Source organism: Alphaproteobacteria bacterium LSUCC0719, assembly GCA_040839025.1.
Classification (GTDB): Bacteria; Pseudomonadota; Alphaproteobacteria; order Puniceispirillales; family Puniceispirillaceae; genus UBA8309.
In genome coordinates, this window is sequence record JBFPJN010000005.1 from 32,877 (window position 1) to 59,106 (window position 26,230).

The 26,230-nt window shown below is 60.6% G+C and carries 19 protein-coding genes; 11 read left to right on the forward strand and 8 right to left on the reverse strand.

Translation table 11 applies throughout. The annotated features are described in order from the left end of the window. The first annotated feature begins 66 nt into the window (after positions 1-66). The 3 genes from AB3X55_10065 (at position 67) to AB3X55_10075 (ending at position 3,720) form a co-directional block, all read left to right on the forward strand. Positions 67-240, forward strand: coding sequence for a hypothetical protein (locus tag AB3X55_10065; GenBank protein ID MEX0503927.1), 174 nt, complete (start codon positions 67-69; stop codon positions 238-240). Between the two features lie 112 nt (positions 241-352). Further along, entirely contained in the window at positions 353-2,770 is a 2,418-nt protein-coding gene (locus tag AB3X55_10070; protein ID MEX0503928.1) for an FAD-dependent oxidoreductase, read from the forward strand. 122 nt (positions 2,771-2,892) lie between these two features. Further along, a complete protein-coding gene (locus AB3X55_10075; protein ID MEX0503929.1) occupies positions 2,893-3,720 on the forward strand; it encodes an enoyl-CoA hydratase/isomerase family protein in 828 nt (275 codons plus the stop codon). On the opposite strand, the gene AB3X55_10080 is transcribed toward AB3X55_10075, so the two are convergent. Further along, a complete protein-coding gene (locus tag AB3X55_10080; protein ID MEX0503930.1) occupies positions 3,717-4,640 on the reverse strand; it encodes a DMT family transporter in 924 nt (307 codons plus the stop codon). The genes AB3X55_10075 and AB3X55_10080 overlap by 4 nt on opposite strands. A 304-nt stretch (positions 4,641-4,944) precedes the next feature. Between AB3X55_10080 and AB3X55_10085 the strand changes: the two genes are divergently transcribed. The 8 genes from AB3X55_10085 (at position 4,945) to AB3X55_10120 (ending at position 19,158) form a co-directional block, all read left to right on the forward strand. Then, complete coding sequence (locus AB3X55_10085) at positions 4,945-7,659, forward strand: S8 family peptidase (GenBank protein ID MEX0503931.1); 2,715 nt, start codon at positions 4,945-4,947, stop codon at positions 7,657-7,659. Positions 7,660-7,738: 79 nt separating this feature from the next. Further along, positions 7,739-8,185 carry a DUF983 domain-containing protein gene (locus AB3X55_10090; protein ID MEX0503932.1) on the forward strand — a complete coding sequence of 149 codons (447 nt, stop codon included), beginning with the start codon at positions 7,739-7,741 and terminating at the stop codon, positions 8,183-8,185. Positions 8,186-8,298: 113 nt separating this feature from the next. Next, the gene (locus tag AB3X55_10095; protein MEX0503933.1) at positions 8,299-8,895 is read left to right on the forward strand and encodes a helix-turn-helix domain-containing protein; all 597 of its coding nucleotides are present in this window, start codon (positions 8,299-8,301) and stop codon (positions 8,893-8,895) included. Between the two features lie 98 nt (positions 8,896-8,993). Continuing rightward, positions 8,994-11,483: an FAD-dependent oxidoreductase gene (locus tag AB3X55_10100; protein MEX0503934.1), complete on the forward strand. Its 2,490-nt coding sequence runs from the start codon at positions 8,994-8,996 to the stop codon at positions 11,481-11,483. Between the two features lie 4 nt (positions 11,484-11,487). After that, entirely contained in the window at positions 11,488-13,959 is a 2,472-nt protein-coding gene (locus AB3X55_10105; protein ID MEX0503935.1) for an FAD-dependent oxidoreductase, read from the forward strand. Between the two features lie 35 nt (positions 13,960-13,994). After that, the gene (locus AB3X55_10110; GenBank protein MEX0503936.1) at positions 13,995-15,551 is read left to right on the forward strand and encodes a trimethylamine methyltransferase family protein; all 1,557 of its coding nucleotides are present in this window, start codon (positions 13,995-13,997) and stop codon (positions 15,549-15,551) included. Between the two features lie 104 nt (positions 15,552-15,655). Then, a complete protein-coding gene (locus tag AB3X55_10115) occupies positions 15,656-17,272 on the forward strand; it encodes a sulfatase-like hydrolase/transferase (GenBank protein MEX0503937.1) in 1,617 nt (538 codons plus the stop codon). Between the two features lie 110 nt (positions 17,273-17,382). Beyond that, positions 17,383-19,158, forward strand: a complete 1,776-nt coding sequence (locus AB3X55_10120) for an acyl-CoA dehydrogenase (GenBank protein MEX0503938.1) — start codon at positions 17,383-17,385, stop codon at positions 19,156-19,158. On the opposite strand, the gene AB3X55_10125 is transcribed toward AB3X55_10120, so the two are convergent. The 7 genes from AB3X55_10125 to AB3X55_10155 form a co-directional block, all read right to left on the reverse strand. Beyond that, entirely contained in the window at positions 19,155-21,491 is a 2,337-nt protein-coding gene (locus AB3X55_10125; protein MEX0503939.1) for a 3-hydroxyacyl-CoA dehydrogenase NAD-binding domain-containing protein, read from the reverse strand. The genes AB3X55_10120 and AB3X55_10125 overlap by 4 nt on opposite strands. Before the next feature lie 46 nt (positions 21,492-21,537). Next, complete coding sequence (locus AB3X55_10130) at positions 21,538-22,332, reverse strand: alpha/beta fold hydrolase (protein MEX0503940.1); 795 nt, start codon at positions 22,330-22,332, stop codon at positions 21,538-21,540. Between the two features lie 20 nt (positions 22,333-22,352). Then, positions 22,353-23,660, reverse strand: a complete 1,308-nt coding sequence (locus tag AB3X55_10135) for an O-acetylhomoserine aminocarboxypropyltransferase (protein ID MEX0503941.1) — start codon at positions 23,658-23,660, stop codon at positions 22,353-22,355. Positions 23,661-23,756: 96 nt separating this feature from the next. Beyond that, entirely contained in the window at positions 23,757-24,800 is a 1,044-nt protein-coding gene (locus tag AB3X55_10140) for an MBL fold metallo-hydrolase (protein MEX0503942.1), read from the reverse strand. Positions 24,801-24,803: 3 nt separating this feature from the next. After that, a complete protein-coding gene (locus AB3X55_10145; protein MEX0503943.1) occupies positions 24,804-25,295 on the reverse strand; it encodes a tRNA (cytidine(34)-2'-O)-methyltransferase in 492 nt (163 codons plus the stop codon). Between the two features lie 23 nt (positions 25,296-25,318). Then, positions 25,319-25,966, reverse strand: a complete 648-nt coding sequence (maiA, locus tag AB3X55_10150; protein MEX0503944.1) for a maleylacetoacetate isomerase — start codon at positions 25,964-25,966, stop codon at positions 25,319-25,321. Positions 25,967-26,023: 57 nt separating this feature from the next. After that, complete coding sequence (locus AB3X55_10155) at positions 26,024-26,224, reverse strand: DUF2783 domain-containing protein (GenBank protein MEX0503945.1); 201 nt, start codon at positions 26,222-26,224, stop codon at positions 26,024-26,026. Between the last annotated feature and the right edge of the window lie 6 nt (positions 26,225-26,230).

Sequence of the window (26,230 nt, forward strand, 5' to 3'; positions counted from 1 at the left end):
ACTATTGGCGACCAGAGACCATTGACCGGGGTGCCGGTCCCCCTTTGGCCCCTGTGGAGGCGAACCATGCTGCGCATTGTCATTTTCGGCCTTCTGGCGATTGCGGTGGCGGTGCTTGTCATAAGGCTGTCACCACGGCTTCGCACGCGGGTGGCCGGCATCATGCAGAACCCCTTTATTCGCCAGATTCTGGTTGGTGTTGTGCTTCGCATCATCCGGCTTCTGATCTTCAGAAGGTGAGCCGACAGTGCCGACGCAAACCCTGCATCAATTGTCGTGTCTGGGCCATTTGCAGGGTCTGTTCAGCCGCAAGCTTGGACCTGTCGGGCGGCACAGGAAGGGATAGCGGAAGATGCGGACGCATGCGCAGGCGGTGGTTATCGGGGGCGGTCTTGTCGGCTGTTCCATCCTCTATCACCTTGCCAAGCTCGGATGGCGGGATGTTGTGCTGCTGGAACGTGACGAGCTGACGAGCGGGTCGACCTGGCATGCGGCGGCGAACATTCACGGTCTGCACGACAACAACAACATCACCCGTATCCAGCATTACACGATGAATCTGTACAAGCAGCTGGAAGCCGAGACCGGTCAGGGATGCGGTGTCTTTCAGCCCGGATCGCTCTATCTCGCCCAGACCGAGGCGCGCGAGCATCAGCTGCGCCTGCAGGAGGCAAAGGCCAAATTCTATGGCCTTGGCTTTTATGAAATCAGCCGCGAAAGGGCGCTGGAACTTCACCCGCTGGCGCAGTTCGATGATGTGCGCTGCATCATGTTTGAACCGGATGGCGGCAATGTCGACCCGTCCGGGGTGACACATGCCTATGCGGCCGGCGCGCGTATGCTCGGTGCCGAGATCAACCGGTTCTGCCCTGTGATCGGAACCGAGGCACAGCCGGATGGCAGTTGGATCGTCCGCACCGAAAAGGGGGATATCCATACCGGCTGGGTTGTCAACGCCGCCGGTCTGTGGGGCCGCGAGGTGGCGGCGATGGCTGGCCTGACCCTGCCGTTGCAGCCGACCGAACATCAGTATTTCGTCACCGAGGCCATTCCGGAGGTCGAGGCGCTTGGACGTCGCCTGCCGTCAATCGCCGACCGTGACGGGGAATATTATTTCCGGCAGGAAGGCAACGGGCTTTTGATCGGCGCCTATGAGGAAAAGATGAAGTTCTGGGCCGAGACCGGCACGCCGCTCGATTTCGGCCATGAGCTGTTCGATGACGATCTCGACCGCATCATGGACAATGTGATGCGGGCCATCGACCGTGTTCCGGCCGCTGCCGAGGCCGGGGTCAAGCGGGTCATCAACGGACCGATGATCTGGAGTCCGGATTCAAACGCGCTGTTCGGGCCGGTGCCTGAATTGCGGAACTATTTCTGCTGTAACGGCATCATCCCCGGTTTCAGCCAGTCCGGCGGCCTCGGTCTGCTGGCGGCGCAATGGATGATCGAGGGCGAACCGGAATGGGACATGTTCGCCTGGGATCTGGCCCGCTTTGGCGATTGGGCCGATGCCGCCTTCACCAAGGCCCGCGTGCGCGACCAGTATATCCATCGATTCAAGATCCATTTCCCGAACGAGGAGCGGAGCGCCGGCCGCCCTGCCAGGACCCGCCCGGTCTACGACATACAGCGCGCAAGGGGCGCGGTATTCGGTCTGAATGCGGGATGGGAACATCCGCTGTGGTTTGCCGACGCACCGGACACCGAAGAGACAACCGGTTTTACCCGCCAGAACTGGTTCGCACCGGTCGGCCGCGAGGCGGCGATGCTGCGCGATCATGTCGGGGTGATCGATATCTCGAATTTTGGTAACTACATCATCAGCGGTCCTGACGCCCGGCATTGGCTTGACGCGCTTGTCGCCAATCATGTTCCGGACCGGGTCGGGCGGTCCTGCCTGACACCGCTGATCGGCATGCGCGGCGGCATTGCCGGTGATTTCACCATCACCAAGACCGGCGAGGACAGCTATATGATGATCGGGTCCGGCATGGCCGAACGCTATCACCGCCGGTTCTTCGATATGGTGCCGATGCCCGAGGGAACCAGCCTCGAGGTGGCGACGTCACATATCGCCGGCTTCAATGTCGCCGGTCCGGAATCGCGGGCGATGCTGTCGGCGCTGACAGATGCCGATTTGTCGGCTGAAGGGTGGCGGTTCATGCACTCGCGCACGATCTCGGTTGCCGGTGTCGAATGTCTTGCCATCCGTGTGAGCTTTACCGGCGATCTGGGGTGGGAACTCCACTGCGCCGTTGCCGACCAGGTGGTGCTGTATGAAGCGCTTTTGGAAGCGGCAGCCGCGCATGGCGGCGGTCCTGTCGGGGGGCGGGCGCTCGGCGCGCTGCGGATCGAAAAGGGGTATGGGTCGTGGGGGCGTGAATATTCGCCGGAATACTGGCCGCAGGAGGCCGGCCTTCACGGGCTGATCAAGCTCGACAAGGAGTTCCTGAACAAGGATGCCTATCTGCGGATCAGCAACATGCCGCCGCGCGAGACGCTGACCATGTTCGAGGTCGATGTGACCAATGACGCCGATGCCAATGGTGGCGAGCCGATCTTCCTTGCCGACGGCACGCCGGTGGGCCGCGTCACCTCCGGTGCCTATGGCTATACGGTCGGCAAGTCGCTTGCCATCGGCTATGCGCGTGAGGGTATTGTGGCAGCCGGCGACCGGGTCGATATCTATATCCTTGGCAAGCCGCACGCCGCCACGGTGCTGGCCGAACCGCCCTTTGACGCGGCGGGGGCGCGGCTTCGGGCCTGATGATATTTCGGGCCTGATGACATTTCAGGCCTGATGACATGGCGCGCAGCCAGATACGACCGGATGCGGGCATGAGCCGCCTGGAGAGCGTAGAGTGGAGAGCGTTGAGTGGAGAGAGGGCGATGAACACAAATCTGTCACAGGGCACCGGTCCCGGGCTGCCATCCTATACAACGCTGCTTGCCGAACGCGCGGCGCCGGGGGTGCTGCTGGTGACCCTGAACAGGCCCGATGTCGCCAACGCCTTCAACACCGCAATGGCCGAGGAGCTGACCGCACTCTTCGAGGCGCTCAACCTTGATTCCGGTGACGTGCGGGTTGTGGTGCTGACAGGTGCCGGCGACAGGGCTTTCTGTGCCGGTGGGGATCTGAAGGAACGCCACGGCATGAGTGATGCCGCCTGGTTTGCCCAGCACCGGATCTATGAACGTATGGCGCGGGCGATCATCGGCATGCCGCTGCCATTGATTGCGGCGGTCAATGGTGCCGCCTATGGCGGCGGGTGCGAGCTGGCCTCGGCATGCGATTTCATTTACGCGGCCGACGGTGCCCGTTTTGCCCAGACAGAGGTGCGTCTCGGCATCATTCCCGGTGCCGGCGGGACCCAGCTGCTTGGCCGCGCGGTCGGCGAACGCCGGGCCAAGGAGCTGATCATGTCAGGTACAGCATTTTCGGCGGACGAGGCAGCCGAATGGGGACTCGTCAACAAGGTGGTGCCGGCTGACGACCTGTTGTCGGTCGTGCTGGAAGTGGCCACCGTGATTGCCGGCAACGCGCCGGTGGCGGTCGGGCAGGCGAAACAGGCCATCCGCACAGGAATGGATATGGGGCTTGCCGCCGGGCTGGCCTTTGAAATCGAGGCCTATAACCGCACCGTGACCACCGCCGACCGGCGCGAGGGTGTCGCCGCTTTCAACGAGAAGCGCGAACCTGATTTCAAGGGCAGTTAGGATGCCTCGACAATTTCGTCTTTATCATCGCGGCGTCGCGGGGTGACAAGCGCCAGACCAAGCATCATCATGACCACCGACCCCCAGACCCAGGGCGAATGCGTTTCCCCGAACAGCACGATCCCCCAGATGACCCCGGCAAGTGTCACGACATAGCCTGTCTGGCTGGCAAATACCGACCCGGCAAGCCCGATCACCATGATGAAGGTGGTGTAGGCGACAACATTGATCAGGCCAAGCCCGATCACGGCCCATTCCACGGTGCCGAACGGAAAGGTCGGCAGGAACATCTGGTCGGTCAGCAGGGCCACCGGCAGCATGATCATGGCGGCGAACAGGTTCATCCCGCAGGCGGTTCTGACCGGCCCGATATCCTGAAGCGATGGCCGTGCCAGATAGATGTTTTCCAGCGCGTAGCAGACCGCGCTGACACAGGCCAGCAGGACCCACGGCATCGCGGCACGGTCCGGAAGGCTGCTTTCCGGTGCCACCAGCATGATAATGGCGACCGCCCCGCAGACAACGCCGGTCGCGCGGATGGCGGACAATGTCTCTGACCCGATGGCCATTGCCACCGCATAGGTGATGATCGGGATCAGGGTGACGGTGATCGACAGCACGCCGGCCTGGACATAGGGGGCGGCGAAATAGAACAGGCTGTTTGGCACCGAGGCACCAAGCAACGCAACAATCAGATAGATCCCGAAATGCCGACGGCTCAACGGCAATGGCCGCCGTCGTGCCAGTGTGAAGACCAGCAGCAACCCGCCACAGACAATCGACTGCCAGAAGGTGATGCCAAAGGGCGTGCCCCCGGCGGCGACAACGATGCGCGCCAGCGAGAAGGACAGGCCCCAGGCGGCCCCCATCACCAGCAGCGCCAGCCACGGCAGCAGTTTTGTCAGTCCGGGACTCTGCATGACATTCACCTTCGGCCCCTTACTGCGACCATTATATATATGCGACCCGTCCGGCAAGGGCAGGTTCGTCTCCCCGGAATATGCCGTGACCTTGCGCCGGTGACCGGCATGACGTCAAGCGGGCGGATGTGTGGGCCATGCCTTTGTGTCGTCACGGGCCTTGGTGTGACGGGGCCTTGGTATCACGGAAATGTGAAGCCTGGTCCGGAATAATTTTACCGGACACGAACGACTCTTGTCCGTTATGGACAGGAAATCACATCAGAGCCGTGCAACTGGCACGCAGCGTCGGACAGGGTTGGCGATGGCGATCCTGCCGGCGGTCATGGCAATCACCCTTACCGCCTGCGGTGGCGGGGGAGGTGGTGGCGCGGAAACAAGTGGCGCACAGCTCCAGCAATACAAGCAGGGGCCGCAAATCCCCTCATATGCTGTTGGTCTTGTAAATGCGGATTCATCGGGAGGATCGGGTGGTTTCAAGGGACAGGGTGTCACAGTCGCAATTATTGATGGCGAGTTCGATGTGGATCACCCGGATATCTCACAAGCGTTTCGACGTGACGCGAACGGCCATGTGATCGGCCACAACGTCAGAGATGGTCACGGTGACGTTAGGCCTGTCAAAGAGCGGATTGCCAAACCTCGCAAAGACATCACCGAATCTTATTCCCTTGAAGACAAGCGAAATTTGGAGCGGGATTACGAGGTGGATTTTTCGCGCGATATTTCCCACGCGACACATGTGACCGGGATCATTGCGGCAAGAAACAACGATTTTGGAACAGTGGGAATCGCGCCGGAAGCAACGGTGCTGCCAATCGTATTATTTCGTGATTACTATGTGCCGAGAAAATATCAGGCTTGGGGTTCATCAGACCCAAGGCTCCCAGGCTGGGCTGCCAGCAATCGCCGCGTTGCCGAAGCCGTCACGAAGGCGCAGAACGGCAATGCCTTCGTGATCAACAACAGCTGGAGTCGGAACCGCGCTCCCAAACAAGTCACATTCTTCAACAGCCAGCGTAGATATCTGCTTCCAAATTATTTTTTGCGTGATGATCCGTATAGCCATGCTGACGTTTTTCACGCCAATTCACGTCAGGCTTGGGAAGCGGCGGCAGGGTCGGACAAAGTGATTGTGTTCTCGGCTGGCAACAACGGTTGGAACAGCGAGACAGGACAGGTTCCGATCTACAACAAGGCAATCGATTTCGACAATAAGGCTGCGAACAACCCCATTGCTTACCGGAAAACCAAGGGCCTCTTTGTGCGGGACAAATTGGGACAAGATGAAGAGATACCTGAGAATATTCCTTCACTTGAGAGCAGCTATTTTCTGACAAGCAGCGTCCTCCGCGGACGATGGTTATCGGTGGTGAATGTGACAAAGCAGAAGGTAATTGCAAAATGGAGCAATGGTTGCGGGATCGCCAAGGATTATTGCCTTGCGGCGCCGGGAACAGATGTGAACTCGACCTTTGCACGGGGAGAGCTGGAAGATGACGGCGATGAAACCGGTCTGAATGTCGATGGCGATGTCGATAACAAGGCGCGGGATGGCTACGGGACGTTTTCCGGCACATCCATGGCTGCGCCGATCGTGTCAGGCGCGCTCGCGGTTCTGAAGTCGAAGGATCCGCAACTTACCGCCCGCAAGGCGGTGAAAGCGTTGCTGTGCACGGCCACGGAACTCAGGGAAAGAGGTCGCTCCGGCAATGTTAAACCGACCAGTGATGCGGCCATCGCCGCCTGTGTTTCGACTGAGGATACGGGTGCGGGCCTGACCTACACCAACGGCTGGACGCCAAGCGAGGTCTATGGTCATGGTCTTGTCAATCTGGCGCGGGCGCTGCAGCCCATCGGCCCGACCCGTGCCGCCTCGGCCGACACGCTCGGCATCGCCCCGACGGCCGATACGCGGGTCGCCTTTTCCGCCGCCTTCGGCGATTCCGCGCCTTCGGCGGAGCATCATTTTGGTGCTTTTGATTCGCTGGGGCGGGTCTATCGTTTCCGCGCGCCGCTTCTGGACCGGGTGATGCCGGGGCCGCGTCTGGCTGGCATGCTGGCCGCCGCCACACCGCCGGATGTGATGACGCTTGATCGGTCCGGCGAGGTGACGACGCGTCTCCGCCGCTCGCATTCAGCCGACAGCGAGATCGGCGACGGCCAGAAGATCAGCTTTCAGTCGGCGCGGCACCGCACCGACCTGTCCTTCATCTCGGCACGCCGGGGCAGCGCCCTGTCGCCGGCTGCACTGTTGCGGCGGGATCGCGCGCCACGTGTCTGGGACGGGCTGGGCCCGCAGGTGCGCGATGTGATTGCCAGCCGGTCGGACTGGCGGCTGACCGACGGTCTGCGGGCTGGAATCTTCTTCGCCCGTGCGAAAATTCAGGCCGCGACCCGCCGCGGCGGGGCCTACAGCATCCGCGACTACGGCCTGTCGGGCCGTATCGGTGGTGAAGGCGACAGCATCGAGGCGCGGTTCGGCAGGTTCAGCGAAAGCGGGCGCTTCCTCGGCAGCAAGCCGGAGGGTGGATATGCGCTGGCACGGTCGACGGAATCGACCTATCTGCATCTTGCAGCGTCGCGTCGCCTGACAACGCGGCTGTCCATCGGCGCCGATGTTGCGCGGCTGCGGTCCAGAGTGGATTTTCGGCATGACGCCTTTGTACGTGACACGGTGCTGCGCGCCGGGTCGTCGAGCGTCCATCTCGCGCTTCGCGATGCCGCGGTGGCTGGTGACAGGCTGGTGTTGCAGCATGGCAGACCGCTGGCGGTCACCGGCGGGGCGATACACCAGACTTCGGTGACAGGCTATGACGCCGCCGGTGCCTACAGGGTGACCGGTCGCGATCTGGACCTTGCGGCACGTGACCGGCACCGCATGACACAGCTGGTCTATCAGCGGCCGCTCGGCGGGCGTCTTTCGGGGTTTGCGGCGGCGGCGCATCACCGGAACTGGAGCCACCGGCGCGGGCTGTCCAACAATCTGGTCATGCTCGGCCTCAGCCTTCGTCATTAGGAGGCGTGCCGAAATGACGGCTTTGCTGTGACGGTGAAAAGCGGTATCAGAACCGCAATTGCCATTGTGGATGCCGCCAATGCCCGTCGAACCAGACCGCGCCGATTCCAGATCGGTCGATATCCCTTTCATGACCGCGATCCGGCGTGGCCTTGCGCGGCGCTGTCCGCACTGTGGCAAGGGTGCCACCTTGACAGGCTATCTGACACGGGTGCCAGCCTGCACCGAATGCGGCACCGATTTTTCCGAAATCCGTGCTGATGACGGGCCGGCATGGGCAACGCTGATTGTCGTCGGGCATGTGCTGGCCCCGTTGATGGTGATGCTTGGCCGCGATGACAGCATACCGGTCTGGGCGGCCATTGCACTGCTGTCGGCGGCAATGCTTGCCGGCGTTGCCTGGACATTGCCGCGCGCAAAAGGATTGTTCATTGCCCTGATCTGGCGTACGGGCGCGACCGGCGAGGACAGTTTCGCGCATCCGGCCACGTTGGACGATGAAGCGGACAAGACACCCCGCGGCTGAGCGCCGTCGCATGTGTCCGCTTTGCAGATCCCTTCCTGCTGAAAAGCTGGAAATGAAAAAATGTTTGATTTTTTCATTCAATGCACGCAACGATTTCAGCGTGGGGATAAAGCATGCTTGTTCAATTTGATAAAACGACAGTCGGTCGCGCGCCGTTACGTTCGACCGGGTCTATAGGTGCCGATATCCGGGCGCTTCGCCGGTCGCGCAACTGGACGTTGAGCGACCTTGCCGCGCGGCTTGACCGGTCTGTCGGCTGGCTGTCACAGGTCGAGCGGGGGCAATCCGAACCGGCGTTGGTCGATATTCGCGGCGTGGCGGCGCTGTTCGATCTTCCTGTCAGTTTCTTCTTCAGCCAGAGCCCGGACACGCCCGAGGCGGCCTATGTGGTGCGGGCTGACAGCCGCCGGACAATGAGCGACGAGGGCAAGGGGCTGGTCGAAAGCCTGTTGTCCCCCGACCTTGGCGGTGCCTTTGAAATTGTACATTCGGTGTTTGCCGCCGGCGCGCGCTGCCCGGAGCCGTTCGTGCGACCGACCGAGGAAGCCGGCTATGTCATTGAGGGGTCGCTGACGCTGATCATCGATGGTGAAGCCATAAAACTTGAGAAGGGTGACAGTTTCCGCTTTGCCGGCGAGACCGTGTCCTGGGTCAATGAGGGCGATGTGCCTGCGGTGTTGATCTGGGTGATCGCACCGCCGGTATATTGAATGGCGGTTTATTGGATGGCCAGTTTATTGAATGGATTGGATGAAATGGATGATGCGGGGTGCCAGACCGCCCCGTCAGCAAGAAAGCGAGACGCATGATGGACGAGCTATCTGTGAATGAACAGGCACACAAGGCCACCGGCAAGCTGCCAAGCACCGCACGGGTGGTGGTGATTGGCGGCGGGGCGGTTGGTGCCTCGGTTCTCTATCATCTTGCCGAGCGCGGATGGAACGATGTCGTGCTGCTGGAGAAGAACGAGCTGACCTCGGGGTCGACCTGGCATGCCGCCGGCAATTGCCCGAATTATGTCGGGTCATGGACGATGATGAAAATCCAGTCCTATTCGACCAGCCTGTATCGAAAGCTTGGTGATCTTGTCGATTATCCGATGAATTATCATGTCACCGGTGCCATCCGTCTGGCGCATTCCCGCCAGCGCATGGAGGAGTTCCGCCATGTCGAGCGTATGGGTCGCCAGATGGGTGTCGAATTCCAGGAACTGTCGCCGTCTGAAATGAAGGACCTCTATCCGTTTCTGGAGACGCATGATCTTCATGGCGGCCAGTGGGACCAGCTTGACGGCGATATCGACCCGGCGCAGCTGACCCAGGCACTTGCCAAGGGTGCCCGCGACAAGGGCGCGACGGTGATCAGGTTCTGTCCGGTCACGGGGGCACGGCGCGAGAATGATGAATGGGTGCTGACAACCCCGCAGGGCGAGATCCGCTGTGAATATGTGGTCAATGCCGCCGGCTATCGCGCCAACGAGGTTGGCCGGATGTTTGGCCGTGATGTGCCCTGCATTTCGCTGGCGCACCAGTATCTGGTGACCGAGGGCATATCCGAGCTTGCCGAGCGCGACACCAAACTGCCACTGCTTCGTGACCCGGACAGCTCATATTATCTTCGTCAGGAAAAGGACGGTCTTCTTCTCGGTCCCTACGAGAAGGGATGCCGCGCGCACTGGACCGATGCCTCCGACCCGATGCCCGAGGATTTCTCATTCCAGCTCTATTCCGACGATCTGGAACGGCTCGAATGGTATATCGAGGATGCCTGCGCCCGCGTGCCGCTTCTTGGCACCGCCGGGATCACCCGTGTAGTCAATGGTCCGATCCCCTATGCGCCGGACGGGTTGCCGCTGATCGGTCAGATGCCGGGCGTGCCGAATGCGTTCGAGGCCTGTGTCTTTACCTTCGGCATCGTTCAGGCCGGTGGGGCCGGCAAGCTGCTGTCCGATATCATCATCGAGGGTGAAGCCGAGACCGACAGCTGGGCAGTCGACCCGCGCCGGTTCACCGATCACGTTACGCATGACTATGCCAAGGCCAAGGCGATCGAGACATACAGCCATGAATATGCGATGCATTTCCCGCAGATTCAGTGGCCGGCCGGCCGCAAGGCAAAGACCTCTCCGCTCTATGACACGCTGGCCGCTGCGGGTGCCGCCTTCGGATCCTATGGGGGCTGGGAGCGCGCCGACTGGTTCCCCCGCGACGGTGAAGAGGACCATATGGCGGACAGCTATGACCGCCAGCACTGGTTTGACGCTGTTGGTGCCGAATGCCGCCATGTTGCCGAACATGTCGGGGTTTTGGAACTGACCGGCTTTTCACGATTTATGGTCAAGGGGCCCGGTGCGGCTGACTGGCTGCGTGGTCTTGTCACCGGCGGGTTGCCGAAGGTTGGCCGGATCGGGCTGGTCTATTTCGCATCGGAGAAAGGCAAGATCCTGACCGAGATGACAGCGACGCGCCTTGGCGAGGACGAATTCCTGATGATGACCGGTGCCGGTGCCTACTGGCATGACCGCGACCTGCTGAATTTCCAGCTGCCTGCAGATGGGTCGATCAGCATCAGCGATGTTACCGCGCAGATGGCGACGCTTCTGGTGACCGGGCCAAAGGCACCGGTATTGATGGCCGACCTGACGGGCGAGGCGACGGGCCATGATGATTTCCCGTGGCTGACATACCGGCGGGTGACCATTGCCGGCATCGGGGTGACGGCCATTCGGGTATCCTTTGCCGGCGAGGCCGGTTGGGAACTGCATTGCGACATGGCCGATATCAAGCCGCTCTATGACGCTGTATGGGGTGCCGGCGCCGCGCATGAAATCGGCAATTTCGGCATGCTGGCGCTTGATTCCATGCGGCTTGAAAAGGGGTATCGGTCCTGGAAGTCGGACCTGACATCGGACTACACGATGTTCGAGAGCGGTCTTGGCCGCTGGGTCAATCTCGGCAAGGACAGTTTTGTTGGCAAGGCCGCCCTTCAGGCCCAGCATCAGGCTGGCGCAAAACAGGGCTTTGTCACCCTGACGCTGGAGGACCCCGGTGATGGCGAACCGTTTGGCGAGGCGGTCTATCTCAGTACCGTGCTGATCGACGGCAATGCCGCCGGCCTTGTCGTGTCAGCCGGTTATGGACATCGTGTCGGCAAATCCATCGCGATGGCGGTGGTTGACTCCGCCATGCTGGCTGCCGGTGGTGCGATCAGCGTCGATGTTCTTGGGCGCGAGCGAAAGGCGATGCTTGTCAAAGGCGATGTTCTTTATGATCCCGACAATTCACGGATGAAGGTGTAGATTCATGGATGTACCGGCAAAGGCCCGTGCCGTCATTATCGGGGGTGGGGTGATCGGCTGTTCGATTGCCTACCATCTTGGCAAGCTTGGCTGGCGCGATGTTGTGCTTCTCGAGCGCAAGCAGTTGACCTGTGGCACGACATGGCATGCCGCCGGGCTGATTGCCCAGCTTCGCGCCACTCAGAACATGACCCGACTGGCGAAATATTCGCAGGAGCTGTATTTCGGGCTGGAAGCCGAAACAGGCGTTTCAACAGGTTTCAAGCGCAACGGGTCGATGACGGTGGCCCTGACCGACGAGCGGATGGAAGAACTGCGCCGGTCGGCGGCAATGGCGCGGGCCTTCGGTGTCGAGGTTGACGAGATCACCCCGTCCGACATCGCCGGTCGCTATCCGGGGCTGAAGGTCGATGATGCCGTTGGCGGGGTGTGGCTGCCAAAGGACGGTCAGGCCGATCCGGTGAATATCACCCAGGCACTTGCCAAGGGCGCACGCGGCTTCGGGGTCAAGATCATTCAGGGCGTCAAGGTCACCGACATCCACAAGGCCGATGGCCGGGTTACCGGTGTGATGACCGACCAGGGGCCGATCGAGGCGGAATATGTGGTCAATGCCGGCGGCATGTGGGCGCGTGAGATCGGTGAAAAGGCCGGTGTCGCGGTGCCGCTTCACGCTTGTGAACATTTCTATATCGTGACCGAGGGGATCGAGGGGCTCACCTCGAACCTGCCGGTATTGCGGGTGCCGGATGAATGCGCCTATTACAAGGAGGATGCCGGCAAGATCCTTCTTGGAGCCTTCGAGCCGAATTCCAAACCATGGGGTATGGACGGCATTCCCGAAGATTTCGAGTTTGACTCGCTGCCCGAGGATTTCGACCATTTCGAACCCATCCTCGAACGCGCGGTGGATCGTCTGCCGGTGCTGGCGACAGCCGGCATCCAGACCTTCTTCAATGGTCCGGAAAGCTTTACCCCCGATGATCGCTACATTCTCGGCGAAGCGCCTGAACTGAAGAATTTCTTTGTTGCCGCCGGGTTCAATTCGGTTGGCATCCAGTCTGCCGGTGGTGCCGGCATGGTGCTGGCCGAATGGATGGATGGCGGCAACGCGCCGATGGATCTGTGGGATGTGGATATCCGCCGGATGCAGCCATTCCAGGCCAACCGCACCTATCTTCGCACCCGGGTTTCGGAAACGCTTGGCCTTCTCTATGCCGATCATTTCCCCTATCGCCAGGTCGCGACGGCGCGGGATGTCAGACAGTCTCCCATCCATGACCGGCTGAAGGTGAACGGCGCCTGTTTCGGCGAGGTCAGCGGGTGGGAGCGTGCCAACTGGTTCCTGCCACAGGCCGAACGCGATGCCGGCAAGCAGGCGGAATATGAATATAGCTGGAAACGCCAGAACTGGTTCGACTACAGCGCTGATGAACACCGCGCGGTCAGATCGCATGTCGGTATGTTTGATCTGTCGAGTTTCGGCAAGATCAGGGTTGTCGGCCGTGACGCCGAGGCGGTGCTGCAACGGCTGTGCGGAAATGATGTTGCGGTGCCGGTTGGCAAGATTGTCTACACCCAGTTCCTGAACGAGGACGGCCATATCGAGGCTGACATCACTGTAACCCGCCTTTCATCGGACGAATTCCTGATTGTCACGCCGGCGGCGACTGTGCGTCGCGATCTGCATTGGATCAGGGGACACATTGCCGATGATGCGCACTGCTTTGCAATGGATGTTACTGTGTCGGAATCGGTGATGGCCGTGATGGGACCGGAGTCTCGCGAGTTTCTGCAACCGCTGATCCCGCAAAGCCTGCTGAATGAGGATTTCCCGTTCGGTACCGTCCAGGATATCGAGATTGGACATGGCGTGGCGCGGGCGCATCGTGTCACCTATGTCGGTGAACTCGGGTGGGAGCTGTATGTGTCAACGGACATGGCAAACCATGTCTTTGATACCTTGATGCGGCGCGCCGAGGATCACGCGCTGCGGCTGTGCGGGCTTCACGCGCTTGACAGTTGCCGGATTGAAAAGGCCTTTCGCCATTTCGGGCATGATATCTCGAACGAGGATCATGTTCTCGAGGCCGGGCTGGGCTTTGCCGTCAAGGAAGACAAGCCCGCCACAAGATTTGGCCCGATGATCGGCGCCGATGCGGTGAAGGCAAAACGCAATGATGGATTGTCGCAACGTCTGATGCAGTTCCGGCTGCTGGATCCGGTGCCACTGCTCTATCACAATGAACCTATCCTTCGCGATGGCGAGATTGTCGGTCATCTGACCAGCGGCAATTACGGTCACCATCTCGGTGGTGCGATTGGTCTTGGCTACGTCAAATGCGCCAGCAATGGCGAATCCGCCGATGCCCAGCTTCAGTCCGAATACACGATTGATGTTGCCGGCACCATAGTCCCGGCAGAGGTCAGCTTCCGCCCCCTATATGACCCCAAGGCGGCTCAGGTCAGGCTCTAGGGCCGCCCCGCCAGATCCAAAAAGGAGAGAGCCAGATGAACAGACGCCTCTTCACGTCAATTCCAGCGTCGTCACGGCGGGCCGGTGGCCGTGCCGCCAGGCGGATGGAACGTGCCGCACCGCTGGCAGATGAATTGCGGCCCATCCGGCCGGGCATGACAGGTGGCCAGTATCGGCCGCTCGATGACCAGGCGGTCCGTGCCATCGACCAGGCGGTCTATCAGATTCTTGAAGAAATCGGGCTCAGCCAGGCGCCTGACAGCGGGGTTGCCTATATGACCGCGGCTGGTGCAATCGCCGGTGATGACGGGCGGGTCCGGTTTCCGCGCGCACTTGTCGACGACATGCTTGCCAAAGCGGCCCGCGACATAACCCTGTTCGGACAGGACCCGCGGCACGACATGCTGCTGTCCGGTTCACGGGTGCATTTCGGCACTGCCGGCGCGGCGGTTCATGTTGTCGATGTCGAGGCAAACAACTATCGCGAATCCTACCTTGCCGATATCTATGACGCAGCGCGGATTGTCGAGAATATGGACAACATCCATTTCTTTCAGAGACCGATGGTGGCGCGTGATGTGACTGATCCGGCAGCGCTGGACCTGAACACCGTCTATGCGGCTGTCAAGGGCACGACCAAACATGTTGGCACCAGCTTTACCGAAGCGCCCTTTGTCGCGCCGGTGATCTCGATGCTGCATGACATCGCCGGTGGCGAGGACAGGTGGCGGGCCAGACCCTTTGTGTCGAACAGCAATTGTTTCGTGGTGCCGCCGCTGCGGTTTGCCACCGAATCCTGTCTGGTGATGGAAGAGGCGGTTCATGCCGGGATGCCGGTGCTGCTGCTGTCTGCCGGTCAGGCCGGTGCCACGGCGCCGGCCGCCATTGCCGGGGCGGTCGCGCAGGCACTTGCCGAGGTCATTGCCGGCCTGATCTATGTCAATTCAATGGCGCCGGGTCATCCATGTATTGTCGGCACCTGGCCCTTTGTTTCGGACCTTCGCACAGGTGCCATGTCGGGCGGGTCGGGCGAGCAGGGGCTGTTGACGGCGGCCTGTTCGCAGATGCTGCAGCATTATCGTCTTCCCGGCGGGGCTGCCGCCGGCATGGCCGATTCCAAGATGCCGGATGCGCAGTCAGGGTATGAAAAGGGCAGCACCCTTGTCATGGCGGGGCTGTCCGGCCTGAACATGGTTTACGAGGCTGCCGGCATGCACGCCTCGCTGCTTGGTTTCTGCCTTGAATCACTGATCATCGACAATGACATGCTTGGTCAGTGCATGCGGTGTGTCCGTGGTATCGAGGTCAATGAACAGACCATTGGCATCGATGTGATGAAGGATGTCTGTATCAGCGGGCCTGGCCATTATCTTGGCCATGACCAGACGATTGGGCTGATGCAGACGGAATATGTCTATCCCGCGCTTGGCGACCGTTCCAGTCCCAAGGAATGGGAGGAGCTTGGCAAACCAAATCTTGTCGCCGAGGCGGTCAAGCGTAAAAAGCAGATCCTTGCCGACTTCGTTCCCCAGCATTTGTCGCCGGAACTTGACGCCAGACTGCGCGCAAGCTACCAGATTTTGCTCGACTGACAGCTGGCGTGCTAGCCTGTCGGTGAATCAGGAATGGTGGCCGCAAGGCCGGCTGGGTGCGGGAGGTGGCAGTGACTGAAACGGTTCGCAATGTATTGTGGATCATGGCCGACCAGCTGCGCTATGACTATCTGTCCTGTGCCGGCCATCCGCATCTTCACACCCCGCATATCGATGCGCTGGCGGCACGTGGCGTGCGGTTTGACCGCGCCTATGTCCAGTCGACGACCTGCGGGTCATCGCGGATGAGCTATTACACCAGCCGATATGTCCGTTCGCATGGCGTGACATGGAACGCGGTGCCGCTTCGCGTTGATGAACTGACGCTTGGCGACTACCTCAAGGATCTAGATATCCGCACGGCCCTGGTTGGCAAGACGCATATGGCCGCCCACAGGCCGGCGATGAAACGCCTCGGTATCGAGGCGGATTCGGCAGTTGGTGTGCATGTATCGCAATGCGGGTTTGAACCATATGAACGTGATGACGGGTTGAACCCCACAGAACGGCTTCCACAAGGGGGGCTCGCCTATAACCGCTATATGCAGGACAAGGGCTATGACGGTGAAAATCCCTGGCATGACTGGGCGAACGCCGCCGAGGATGACGAGGGGAATATCCTGTCTGGCTGGCTGCTTGCCCATGCCGACAAACCGGTTCGCGCTGCCGAGGAGGATACCGAGACCCCCTACATGACACGCCGCGCCATGCAGTTCATCGACGAGGCCGAGGACAAGGGTCAGCGATGGTGCTGCCATCTGTCATATATCAAGCCGCACTGGCCCTATGTTGCACCGGCACCCTATCACGACATGTATGGAGCCGATGATCTGATCCCGGCGGTCAGGTCCGAAATCGAACGTCAGAACCCGCATCCGGTCTATGATGCCTTCATGCAGATGCGCGCCGCCGAGGTTTTTTCGCGCGAGGGTGTGCGCGAACATGTGCTGCCTGCCTATATGGGGCTGATCAAGCAGATTGACGACCAGATTGGACATCTGATGGCGTTTCTTGAGGAGCGCGGCCTTCTGGACAATACGATGATCGTGTTCTGCTCTGATCATGGTGATTATCTTGGTGATCACTGGATGGGGGAAAAGGACATGTTCCATGAACAATCCGTCCGGGTTCCCATGATCATCTATGATCCGAGACGCGCGGCCGACGCCACCCGGGGCACTGTCGACACCCGGCTTGTCGAGGGCGTTGATTTGCTGCCGACCTTTGTCGAGGCATGTGGCGGCGAGGTTGCCAGCCATATCGTCGAGGGCCGGTCGCTTACGCCATTGCTGACCGGCGAGGCGGTGCCGGACTGGCGACAGGTTGTGTTCTCGGAATATGATTACGGTCATCAGCGCATGCGTGTGCTGCTTGATCGCCAGCCCGACGAATGCCGGATGATCATGGTCTTCGACGGACGCTACAAGATGGTCTATTTCCAGGGATACAGACCGCTTCTGCATGACCTTGAAACCGATCCGGAGGAATATTTCGACCTTGGCGAGGATCCGGAATATGCCCCGGTGATTGAACGGCTGACGGCGCATCTCCATGACTGGGCGTTGACCGCGAAATATCGTGTGACAAGAAGCGACAGTGATGTTGCCGCCTATGCAGAGAATAATAGCCAGCTTCGTACCGGCATCATTCTGGGGTTCTGGGACGAGGATGAATTGCTGGCCGCCCGCAAGAAGGCCGGCCTTGTCAAAGATGACGAGTAGGAGCGCAGGGGCGGCGCGGCCAGGCGCAAACAGGGTTTAGGCCAAAACGGGATCTAGGCCAAAACGGGATCTAGGCCAAAACGGGATCTAGGCAAGAACGGGATCTAGGCATGTATCAGGCACCGGTGGATGACATGAAATTCGTGCTGCGGCACCTTGTCGGTCTGGACGGGGTGGCGGCGCTGGACGGCATGGAGATGGTGTCGGACGACCTTGTGGAGGCGGTTCTTGATGAGGCTGGCAAGCTTGCCGGCGAGGTGATCGCGCCGCTCAACCATGCCGGCGATGTTGCCGGCTCGGTGCGCCATGATGATGGCCGGGTGTCGACACCGCCCGGGTTTGCCGATGCGTGGAAGGCAATGTCCGAGGGTGGCTGGATAGGCCTGAATGCGTCGCCTGATCATGGAGGGCAGGGGCTGCCGCAATGTGTCAGCGCCGCCGTCAATGAAATGTGGAATGGCGCCAATATGGGCTTTGCGCTGTGCCAGCTGTTGACGCAGGGCGCCATCCATGCGCTTGAAATCGTTGGCAGTGACGAGCAGAAGGCAACCTATCTGCCGCGCCTGAATGCCGGTGAGTGGTCGGGAACCATGAACCTGACCGAACCGCAGGCCGGAACCGATCTTGCCGCAATCCGTACAACCGCGACGCCGCAGGATGATCACTATCTGATCCGCGGCCAGAAGATCTATATCACCTATGGTGAACATGATATGAGCGAGAACATCGTTCATCTCGTGCTGGCACGCCTTCCCGATGCACCGGCCGGTGTGAAAGGGATCTCGCTGTTCCTGGTGCCGAAATATCTGGTCAATGAGGATGGCAGCCTTGGCGCGCGCAATGATGTCCACTGCCTGTCGATCGAAAAGAAGCTGGGGATCAAATCATCACCGACAGCCGTTCTGCAATATGGCCAGGACGGCGGCGCGGTCGGCTATCTTCTTGGCGAGGCAAACCGCGGCCTCGACTGCATGTTCCTGATGATGAACAGCGCCCGCTTTGATGTCGGTCTTCAGGGGCTGGCCATTTCAGAGCGAGCCTATCAGCAGGCGGTGTCCTATGCCCGTGACCGGGTCCAGGGAACGCCGCTGGAACGCGCCGGTGGCGATGCCATTGTTCATCACCCCGATGTGCTGCGTCTTCTGACAGGTATGCGGGCCGAAATCGAGGCGATGCGGGCGCTGCTGCTGGTTGGTGGGGCATGCCTCGACCGCGCGAATCTGATGGCTGGCGAAGACTCCGTGTTCTGGCAGACCCGCGCCAACCTGCTGATCCCGGTAATCAAGGGCTGGATGACCGAACGGTCGCTTCAACTGACCTCTGATGCGGTGCAGGTTCATGGCGGGATGGGATTCATCGAGGAAACAGGTGCCGCGCAGCATCTCCGTGATGCCAGGATCCTGCCGATCTATGAAGGCACGACGGCGATCCAGGCAAATGACCTGATATTCCGCAAGACGCTTCGCGACAATGGGGATGCCGTTCGGGCCCTGCTGGCCGAAATCCGCGATGACATGGATCAGATTGCCGGCGGCGGCAATGGGGTGGCCGGGATTGCCGGGTCGGTCGGTGCCGCCTGCGATACCGCCGAGGGTGTTCTTGATACCGTCCTGGCCCGCGCCAACGCACCGCGCGACGCCGCAGCGTCGGGAACCGACTTTCTGATGATGCTTGGTTATCTGGCCGGTGGCTGGCAATTGGCGCGTGGTGCCGCCGCCGCCGCCAGGGCCAAGGCCAACGGCGAGGGTGACCCTGCCTTCATGACGGCAAAGCTGGCAACGGCCAGCGCCTATATGGCGTACAGTCTGCCGGACGTGGCCAGGATGGCGTCACGTATCACCGCCGGCCCTGCCGCGCTTGCAGAGATGGATCCCGACTGGCTCTAGTTTCTGATGGCCGCGCCGTCATCCAGCATGCTGGTGATCCGTTCATAGGTCTGTGGGGTTTTCGCCAGCCGGATGAAAGCGGCACGTTCGCGGGCATAGAGTTCCTGTTCATCGGCGGTCTCGCGATCCCCGTCACCACGAAGCATGACGCTGGCAATCGCCATTGCCACCGTCTTGTCATGCGGCATGAAATCGCCGCGATCGATACCGTCCTGCATGAAGGTTTCCATCTTTGACGCCAGCGCGCCGTCGGCAAGCTGTGCCACCGGCGGCCGGGGCGCGCGGTAGCCATCCTGCATGGCTGTCACCATTTCGATGGCTCGCGGCAACAGCCGGTCGCGGTTCATCACCGTGTCATCACGCGATTCCAGAAAATACATCATTCTGGCCGACAGCTGGGGGGATGAACCGGTGGCTCCATAACCGATATTCATCCAGGTCTGCCAGGCGGCATCATCCCAGCTTTGCTTGGCGTCAAACCAGCGGAAATAGGTGTCCTTGATGCCGCCGCCGCCCGGAACAACGCCGACACCGGCCTCGACAAGGCCCATCACCGAATTGGTATGGACAACCAGCCTGTCGCAATGTGCCAGCACTTCATATCCGCCACCTGCCGCCAGTCCCGATGGCGCGCCGACAACCGGCACAGGCGTGTATTTCAGCTTGCACACCGCCTGCTGGAAGCGGGCAAGGAAGCCGTCAATGCCATCCCAGTCGCCAGCTTCGATATAGGCGCGGAACGCATTCAGATCGACGCCTGCGGAAAAATGCTGTGCGTCATTATGGATGATGATGCCGGCACCATGATCCTCGGCTGCAGCGGCGACAATCTGCATGGATTCGTCGGTCAGCGCGTTGGCCTTGGAATGAAATTCGACCAGCCGCAGATCGCCATCCAGGGCGAACAGACTTGCCGCGTTGTTACTGACAATCGACGTCAGGGTCTGGCGTGTCATATGGAAGCGCATCACCCCGGCTGGCAGGCTGACAGGGCGATAGGCACCGTCGGCATGCCTTACGGTCAGGATGCTGTTATCGGTGCGATAGACAGGGTTGGTGTCAGCCAGTGATGGTGGCGCGCTCAGCCCAATTTCGGCGAACAGGGCCGCCATCTTTTCCGGGCCTATGGCATCGATTATCTCGAACGGGCCGCGCTGCCAGTTGAAACCCAGCTTCATCGCATCGTCGATATCCTGCGGTGACTCCGTGACATCAGGGACAAGGCTCGCCGCATAGGCAAGGATCCGCCCCAGAACACGGCGGCAGAAGCGGGCGCATTGATCATTGCCATCAATGATCTCGTGAAGTGGTTCGCCGCGCGTGGCGCTGGCCTCGGCCGCGCGCATCGCCGCATCAGGCAAAGATTTGTCGCGCGCGCGTGGCGTGGCAAGTGGTGTGCCGGCACCTGTCAGCGGGCGCGCCAGTTCAGCGCCCTCATCGCCGGCCAGATAGAAGCCGCCGCGCCCCTTGTCGCCGGTGAAGCCGTCCGCAATCATCGCCGTGATCATGTCATTCTGTCCCGCGACCGCGTGGAAGGCGTCCCCTTCGGGCAGAATGTTGCGAAGCGAGGCGACAACATCGACCATCAGATCAATGCCGATCAGATCATAGAGTCCGAAGACGCCCGTTTTCGGTATTCCCATTGGCCGCCCCATCAGGGCATCCGCCTGTTCGATATCGAGACCGCATCGCCTCGCCTCGTCAATGCCAACCTGAAGCGCGAAAACACCGACCCTGTTGCCAAGGAACCCGGGTGTATCGGCGCAGCGCACCACGCCCTTGCCAAGCACGCGATCATTGAAATCGGCAAGCCTGTCGATCACGTCACCGCGGGTATCTGTGCCCCGCACAAGTTCCAGAAGCCGCATATAGCGCACAGGATTGAAATAATGCGTAATGGCGAAACGCTCGCGGAACGAGGGCGGCATGCCCTCGACAAGAAGACGGATCGGAATGGTCGATGTGTTTGAGCTGACGATACAGTCCGGGCCGATGGTGGCGTCAAGCCGCCTGTAGAGATCCCGCTTGATGTCCAGACGTTCAACCACCGCTTCGATGATCCAGTCGCATTCGGCAAGGCTGGCAAAATCATCGGTGATCGTGCCGGTGATGATCCGGGATGCGTTGCGCTTGTGCATCAGCTGTGGCGGGTCCGAGGCAAGAAGACGTTCGATGGCACGTTCAGCCGGTGCCGGGTCGCCATCCTGTTTCGCCGGCAGGTCGAAAAGCATCACTTCATGGCCGGCATTGGCGATCTGGGCGGCAATGCCGCTTCCCATCGTGCCCGCGCCGATCACGGCGATCTTGGTGAAAGTCGTGTCCAGGGAAGTCATGGTTGTCACCTCTGGCCGAAACGTGGCCCTGAAAAACGGCTGTGAATCAGCGCGCCAGAAAGTCGGCAAGCGCCGCGTTCACCTCAAGCGGGAATTCTGCCGGCAGAAAATGTCCGGCACGATCAAACTCGCAACTTGTGGCGCCGGGGATGGTCGCCGCCATCTTGTGACCGAATTTCGCCGGGGTCATCCTGTCCCGACCGGCGATCAGGCACAGGCTTGGTTGCGTCACGGCAGCGGCAGCGGCAGGGCCGGATACATAGCTGTTACAGGCCACCAGATCGGCGTGAAGGGCGGCGGCATCACTCTGCGCCATCACCCGCCTGCCATAGCCAAGAAAGGAATGGCCGGGCTGGGTATTGTCAAATTTATGCGCGCCGGGACCATGGCCCCAGCTGGTCATCATGGCAAAGGCCTTTTCCGGCCGGTCCTGCGCCATCTCGATCAGCACGTCATTGACCGGGATCGCCATCGCACCGGCAATCAGCGCCAGCGCCGACACATGGCGTGGATGCCGGGCGGCGGCGTCCAGCGCGACAAGAACGCCCTGTGAATGTGCGACATATGTCGCGCCGGTGACCTGCAGACTGTCAAGCAGCGCCACGCTCCAGTCCGCCATTTCCTCGATGCTGGCAAGCGGCGTGCCACCCGACAGCCCGTGTCCAGGCAGATCGGGCGCCAGCACTGAAAAGCCACGATGCGCAAAATAGCGGCTCTGCAGCACCCATGTCAGGTGGCTCTGTCCACTGCCATGAAGAAACAGCAGAACAGGCTTGCTGTTGTCGAAATCCAGCCCGCCGGTGGCAATATGGATCATCTCACCATGCAATTCATGCTTCATGATACGCCTCCTGCCGGTCGTTACTCTGCCGCCTTGGCGGCGACGCGGGCGGCGGCCCGGAAGCCGAGTTCGAAATCGGTTTTGATATCATCGATATCTTCAAGCCCGACAGACAGCCGGATCATGTCATCCGACAGACCGCCTTCAACCATCGCCTCGGCCGAGATGTGGGAATGGGTCGTGCTGGCAGGGTGGATGACAAGCGTCTTGGCGTCACCGACATTGGCAAGATGCGATGCCAGTTCGACTGCCTCGATAAAGGCTTTGCCGGCAGCGCGCCCGCCTTTCAGGCCAAAGACGATGATCGACCCGGCACCGCGTGGCAGCATCCGCTGGACCAGCTCATGGCTGGGATGGTCGGGCAATGTCGGATGCTTCACCCACGCCACCGCATCATGGCCGGTCAGAAAATCCAGCATCGCGGCGGTGTTGTCCATGTGACGCTGCATGCGAAGCGGCAATGTTTCCAGTCCCTGAAGGATGTGGAACGCATTGGTCGGCGACATTGACGGACCGAAATTATACATGCCCTCGGCACGGAATTTCGCGGTAAAGGCGGCAGGACCGAATTCCTCGTGGAAATTGATCTCGTTCATCGCGTAATGCGGTCCGGCAATGGTTGGAAACCGGTCATCGCGTCCCCAGTCGAAATTGCCGCCATCGACAACCGCGCCGCCAATGGCGATGCCATGCCCGCCCATCCATTTTGTCAGTGAATGGATGATGATATTGGCACCAAGTTTGATCGGCTTCAGAAGCCAGGGCGTATTGAAGGTGCAGTCAAGCATCAGCGGCACATGCGCCTTGCCGGCAACTTCGGCAACGGCGGCAACATCCATGACATCAAGGCCGGGATTGCCGATAACCTCGCCAAAGATGATCTTCGTGTTCGGCTGGATGGCGGCGGCAATGGCGGCCGGATCGTCAGGCGCTACAAAGGTTGTGGTGATGCCGAAACGCGGCAGCGTATTTTCCAGAAGATTGATGTTCGCGCCATACATGCGCGATGATGCAACGATATGGTCGCCCGACGAGCAGATGGTCATCACCGCAGTGGTCAGCGCCGCCATGCCGGATGCCGTGGCCGTGGCCGCCACCCCGCCGTCAAGCGCCGCTACACGTTGTTCGAGAACGGCGACGGTCGGGTTCGAGATGCGGGTATAGAGATGACCGCCAAGCTCCATGTTGTACAGCGCCGCCGCATGTTCGGTGTCGCGAAACACATAGGAGGTTGTCTGATGGATCGGCACCGCGCGCGAACCGTGCTGCGGGTCGGGGACATGGCCTGCATGAAGGCTCAGGGTATCGAATTTATAGTCGTCGCTCATCGCTGCGCCTCCCTTGCGTCAGTCGCGTTCGGTTGTGCCGGACTGGCCGGGGGCTGTCAATCGTGGCAAGCGCCGCATCCCGCACGCCATTGATGCCTAGACTGGTGTGAAGCTGGCAATACCGCTGGTTATTTCGCGCCTCATCTCGCCTCGCGTTACCAGATGATTGAGATGCGCACGCGCCTCACAGCTGGCGAAATAGACTTCATGGTCCGTCAGCTCCATTGGAAACAGCGTTCTGATGGCATCGGCTGTCGTCTGCGCCGCCGCGCTGGCGCGAAGCTGGTCGAGGCGGCGATCATGATGGGCGATCAGCTGCCGCGCCCGCCGTGCCCCGTCAAAATAATGCCAGTCATGTCCGCAGAAAATCTTCCAGTCTGGTGTCAGCCAATCCAGATCGTCCAGATAGTCATAATAGCCGGCCAGAACATCGCCATCCGGGTTGCGAAGGCTGACCGAAATATTGGGCGAAATCCGGCCAAGGAGAAAATCGATGGCAAGGTAAAGCCGACGTTCATGGTCGATCAGGCCAAGATGTCCTGGCGAATGACCGGCATCAAATCTTGGCGACCATTCGCCGGCAATGGTGGGAAGACGCCATGTGGACTCGATGATCGTCACGTCGGGAAGCGGCGCGACAAGCTGGCGATAGTAATTTCCAATCTGCCGGTTGCGCTCGATCACATCGTCGTCGAACCCGAAATTTGCATAGGCCCGGGCCGTCATGTCGCCATATTCGGCGTCGCTCATCGCCAGCGCCGCCTGCGCCATGTCGAATTCAGCCCGCCCCATCAGGATCGGTGCGCCGGTGCGCGCCGCCAGGGGGCCGGCATGACCGATATGATCGCCATGGTGATGGGTGACGATAATACCGGCAATCGGTCGCTGCGCTGTCAACTGTGGCAGGATCGCATCCCATTGCGCGCTGGTGTCATCGGTGTTGATCCCGCAATCAACCAGCATCCATCCGGCGTCTGTTTCCAGGGCAAACAGATTGATGTGGTTCAGGCGGAATGGCATCCGGAAGCGATACCAGACCAGATCGTCGGCAAGCCGCACGATCTTGCCATCGGCTGGTGGCGCGATGTCGTTCTGGCGGAGGTCGGATGGGCCGCCGATGGACGGATCAAGGGATGTCATGGGTCAGGAAAACTCGTTGCGGGCGGTGGGGTCGACCATACCGTCAAAGCCGCATTGGCGCCATGCCTCATAGATGACGACCGATACTGCATTGGCGAGATTGAGGCTGCGATTGCCACCGCTCATCGGCAGCCCGATTTTGGCATCATCGGCAAGGCCGGTATGGATCGCGTCCGGAAGACCGGTTGTCTCGGCACCGAACAGGAAGGCATCACCGGGTGAATAGCGCGGTCCGTCATAACGCTGGGCGGCGAATTTTGTTACCGCGAACAGCCGCCCCGGCTGCAATGTTGCAAGGCAGTCGTCAAGACTGTCATGCTGAACCACGCTGGCAAGGTCATGGTAGTCAAGGCCGGCCCGGCGACATGATTTTGCGTCAAGCGTGAAGCCAAGCGGGTGGATCAGATGAAGACTGGCCCCGGTATTCGCGCACAGCCTGATGATATTTCCGGTATTGGGCGGAATCTGGGGATTGAAGAGGATGACATGAAACATTGTCGAACTCGCGCGCCGGCAGCTCAGCCGTCCGACGGCTTGACCGTCTCCGGCGCGGCAGCGCGAAAGGCGGGCAGGGCCATACAGGCAGCGTCGATGGCGGCAAGGCGCGGCATGGCGGCAAGATCAACCCCCCAGCGGCGGGCGTTGTAGATCTGCGGAACCAGGACACAATCGGCAAGGCCCGGCAGATCGCCATGCAGAAACCGCCCCGTCCGGGGATGGTCGGCAAGTGCCTCGACGGCGCGAAGCCCCCTGTCGATGAAATGGCGCATCCAGTCAGCCTTGTCATCGGCATCGCCGTCAAAGGCGGCTGCGTGATGCGTGACGACATTTGGGTTGCAGATCGGGTGGATGTCCATTGCGATGGCATGCGCGATGGCCCGCAAACGTGCCGCCTCGCCGGGGTCGGACGGTACCAGAGCCGGATCAGGCCAGCGCGCGTCCAGATATTCGATAATGGCAAGCGACTGCGTCATCATTATCCCGTCGATGGCAAGCGCCGGAACGAACCCCTGCGGGTTGCGGGCCAGATGGGTTTGCGCGCGGTGGCTGCCGTCAAGCAGATTGACGGTGACAGAGGTAAACTCGATGGCCTTCAGATGCAGCGCGATGCGTACGCGAAAACTTGCCGATGAACGCCAGTAGTCATAGAGAACGACATCTGTCATGTCCGTGCCTTTGCTGTCGGTCTGCCGGTTTTATCCCGGCGCGAGGATGTCACGGGGTCAGGCGTCAAGCGCGGCCCGCGCCCGCGCCACCGCGTCACGGATGGTATCGGGCTCGCCGATATGGTTCATCAGGATCAGGATCAGACCTGCATTCAGCTGTTCGGATTGCTCACGGCTCAACCCCGTATGGGCCTGCAGCAATTCATTGAACAGGGCGTCGCTTTGCGTGCCAAGGTTGAAATCGGTATTCAGGGTCATCTCGTT

What these genes read in the sequence shown, in the direction of transcription:
- AB3X55_10065 (MEX0503927.1), top strand. Translation starts at nt 67, where the DNA reads ATGCTGCGCATTGTCATTTTCGGCCTTCTGGCGATTGCGGTGGCGGTG.
- AB3X55_10070 (MEX0503928.1), top strand. Translation starts at nt 353, where the DNA reads ATGCGGACGCATGCGCAGGCGGTGGTTATCGGGGGCGGTCTTGTCGGC.
- AB3X55_10075 (MEX0503929.1), top strand. Translation starts at nt 2,893, where the DNA reads ATGAACACAAATCTGTCACAGGGCACCGGTCCCGGGCTGCCATCCTAT.
- AB3X55_10080 (MEX0503930.1), bottom strand. Translation starts at nt 4,640, where the DNA reads ATGCAGAGTCCCGGACTGACAAAACTGCTGCCGTGGCTGGCGCTGCTG.
- AB3X55_10085 (MEX0503931.1), top strand. Translation starts at nt 4,945, where the DNA reads ATGGCGATCCTGCCGGCGGTCATGGCAATCACCCTTACCGCCTGCGGT.
- AB3X55_10090 (MEX0503932.1), top strand. Translation starts at nt 7,739, where the DNA reads ATGCCCGTCGAACCAGACCGCGCCGATTCCAGATCGGTCGATATCCCT.
- AB3X55_10095 (MEX0503933.1), top strand. Translation starts at nt 8,299, where the DNA reads ATGCTTGTTCAATTTGATAAAACGACAGTCGGTCGCGCGCCGTTACGT.
- AB3X55_10100 (MEX0503934.1), top strand. Translation starts at nt 8,994, where the DNA reads ATGGACGAGCTATCTGTGAATGAACAGGCACACAAGGCCACCGGCAAG.
- AB3X55_10105 (MEX0503935.1), top strand. Translation starts at nt 11,488, where the DNA reads ATGGATGTACCGGCAAAGGCCCGTGCCGTCATTATCGGGGGTGGGGTG.
- AB3X55_10110 (MEX0503936.1), top strand. Translation starts at nt 13,995, where the DNA reads ATGAACAGACGCCTCTTCACGTCAATTCCAGCGTCGTCACGGCGGGCC.
- AB3X55_10115 (MEX0503937.1), top strand. Translation starts at nt 15,656, where the DNA reads ATGGCCGACCAGCTGCGCTATGACTATCTGTCCTGTGCCGGCCATCCG.
- AB3X55_10120 (MEX0503938.1), top strand. Translation starts at nt 17,383, where the DNA reads ATGTATCAGGCACCGGTGGATGACATGAAATTCGTGCTGCGGCACCTT.
- AB3X55_10125 (MEX0503939.1), bottom strand. Translation starts at nt 21,491, where the DNA reads ATGACTTCCCTGGACACGACTTTCACCAAGATCGCCGTGATCGGCGCG.
- AB3X55_10130 (MEX0503940.1), bottom strand. Translation starts at nt 22,332, where the DNA reads ATGAAGCATGAATTGCATGGTGAGATGATCCATATTGCCACCGGCGGG.
- AB3X55_10135 (MEX0503941.1), bottom strand. Translation starts at nt 23,660, where the DNA reads ATGAGCGACGACTATAAATTCGATACCCTGAGCCTTCATGCAGGCCAT.
- AB3X55_10140 (MEX0503942.1), bottom strand. Translation starts at nt 24,800, where the DNA reads ATGACATCCCTTGATCCGTCCATCGGCGGCCCATCCGACCTCCGCCAG.
- AB3X55_10145 (MEX0503943.1), bottom strand. Translation starts at nt 25,295, where the DNA reads ATGTTTCATGTCATCCTCTTCAATCCCCAGATTCCGCCCAATACCGGA.
- maiA (MEX0503944.1), bottom strand. Translation starts at nt 25,966, where the DNA reads ATGACAGATGTCGTTCTCTATGACTACTGGCGTTCATCGGCAAGTTTT.
- AB3X55_10155 (MEX0503945.1), bottom strand. Translation starts at nt 26,224, where the DNA reads ATGACCCTGAATACCGATTTCAACCTTGGCACGCAAAGCGACGCCCTG.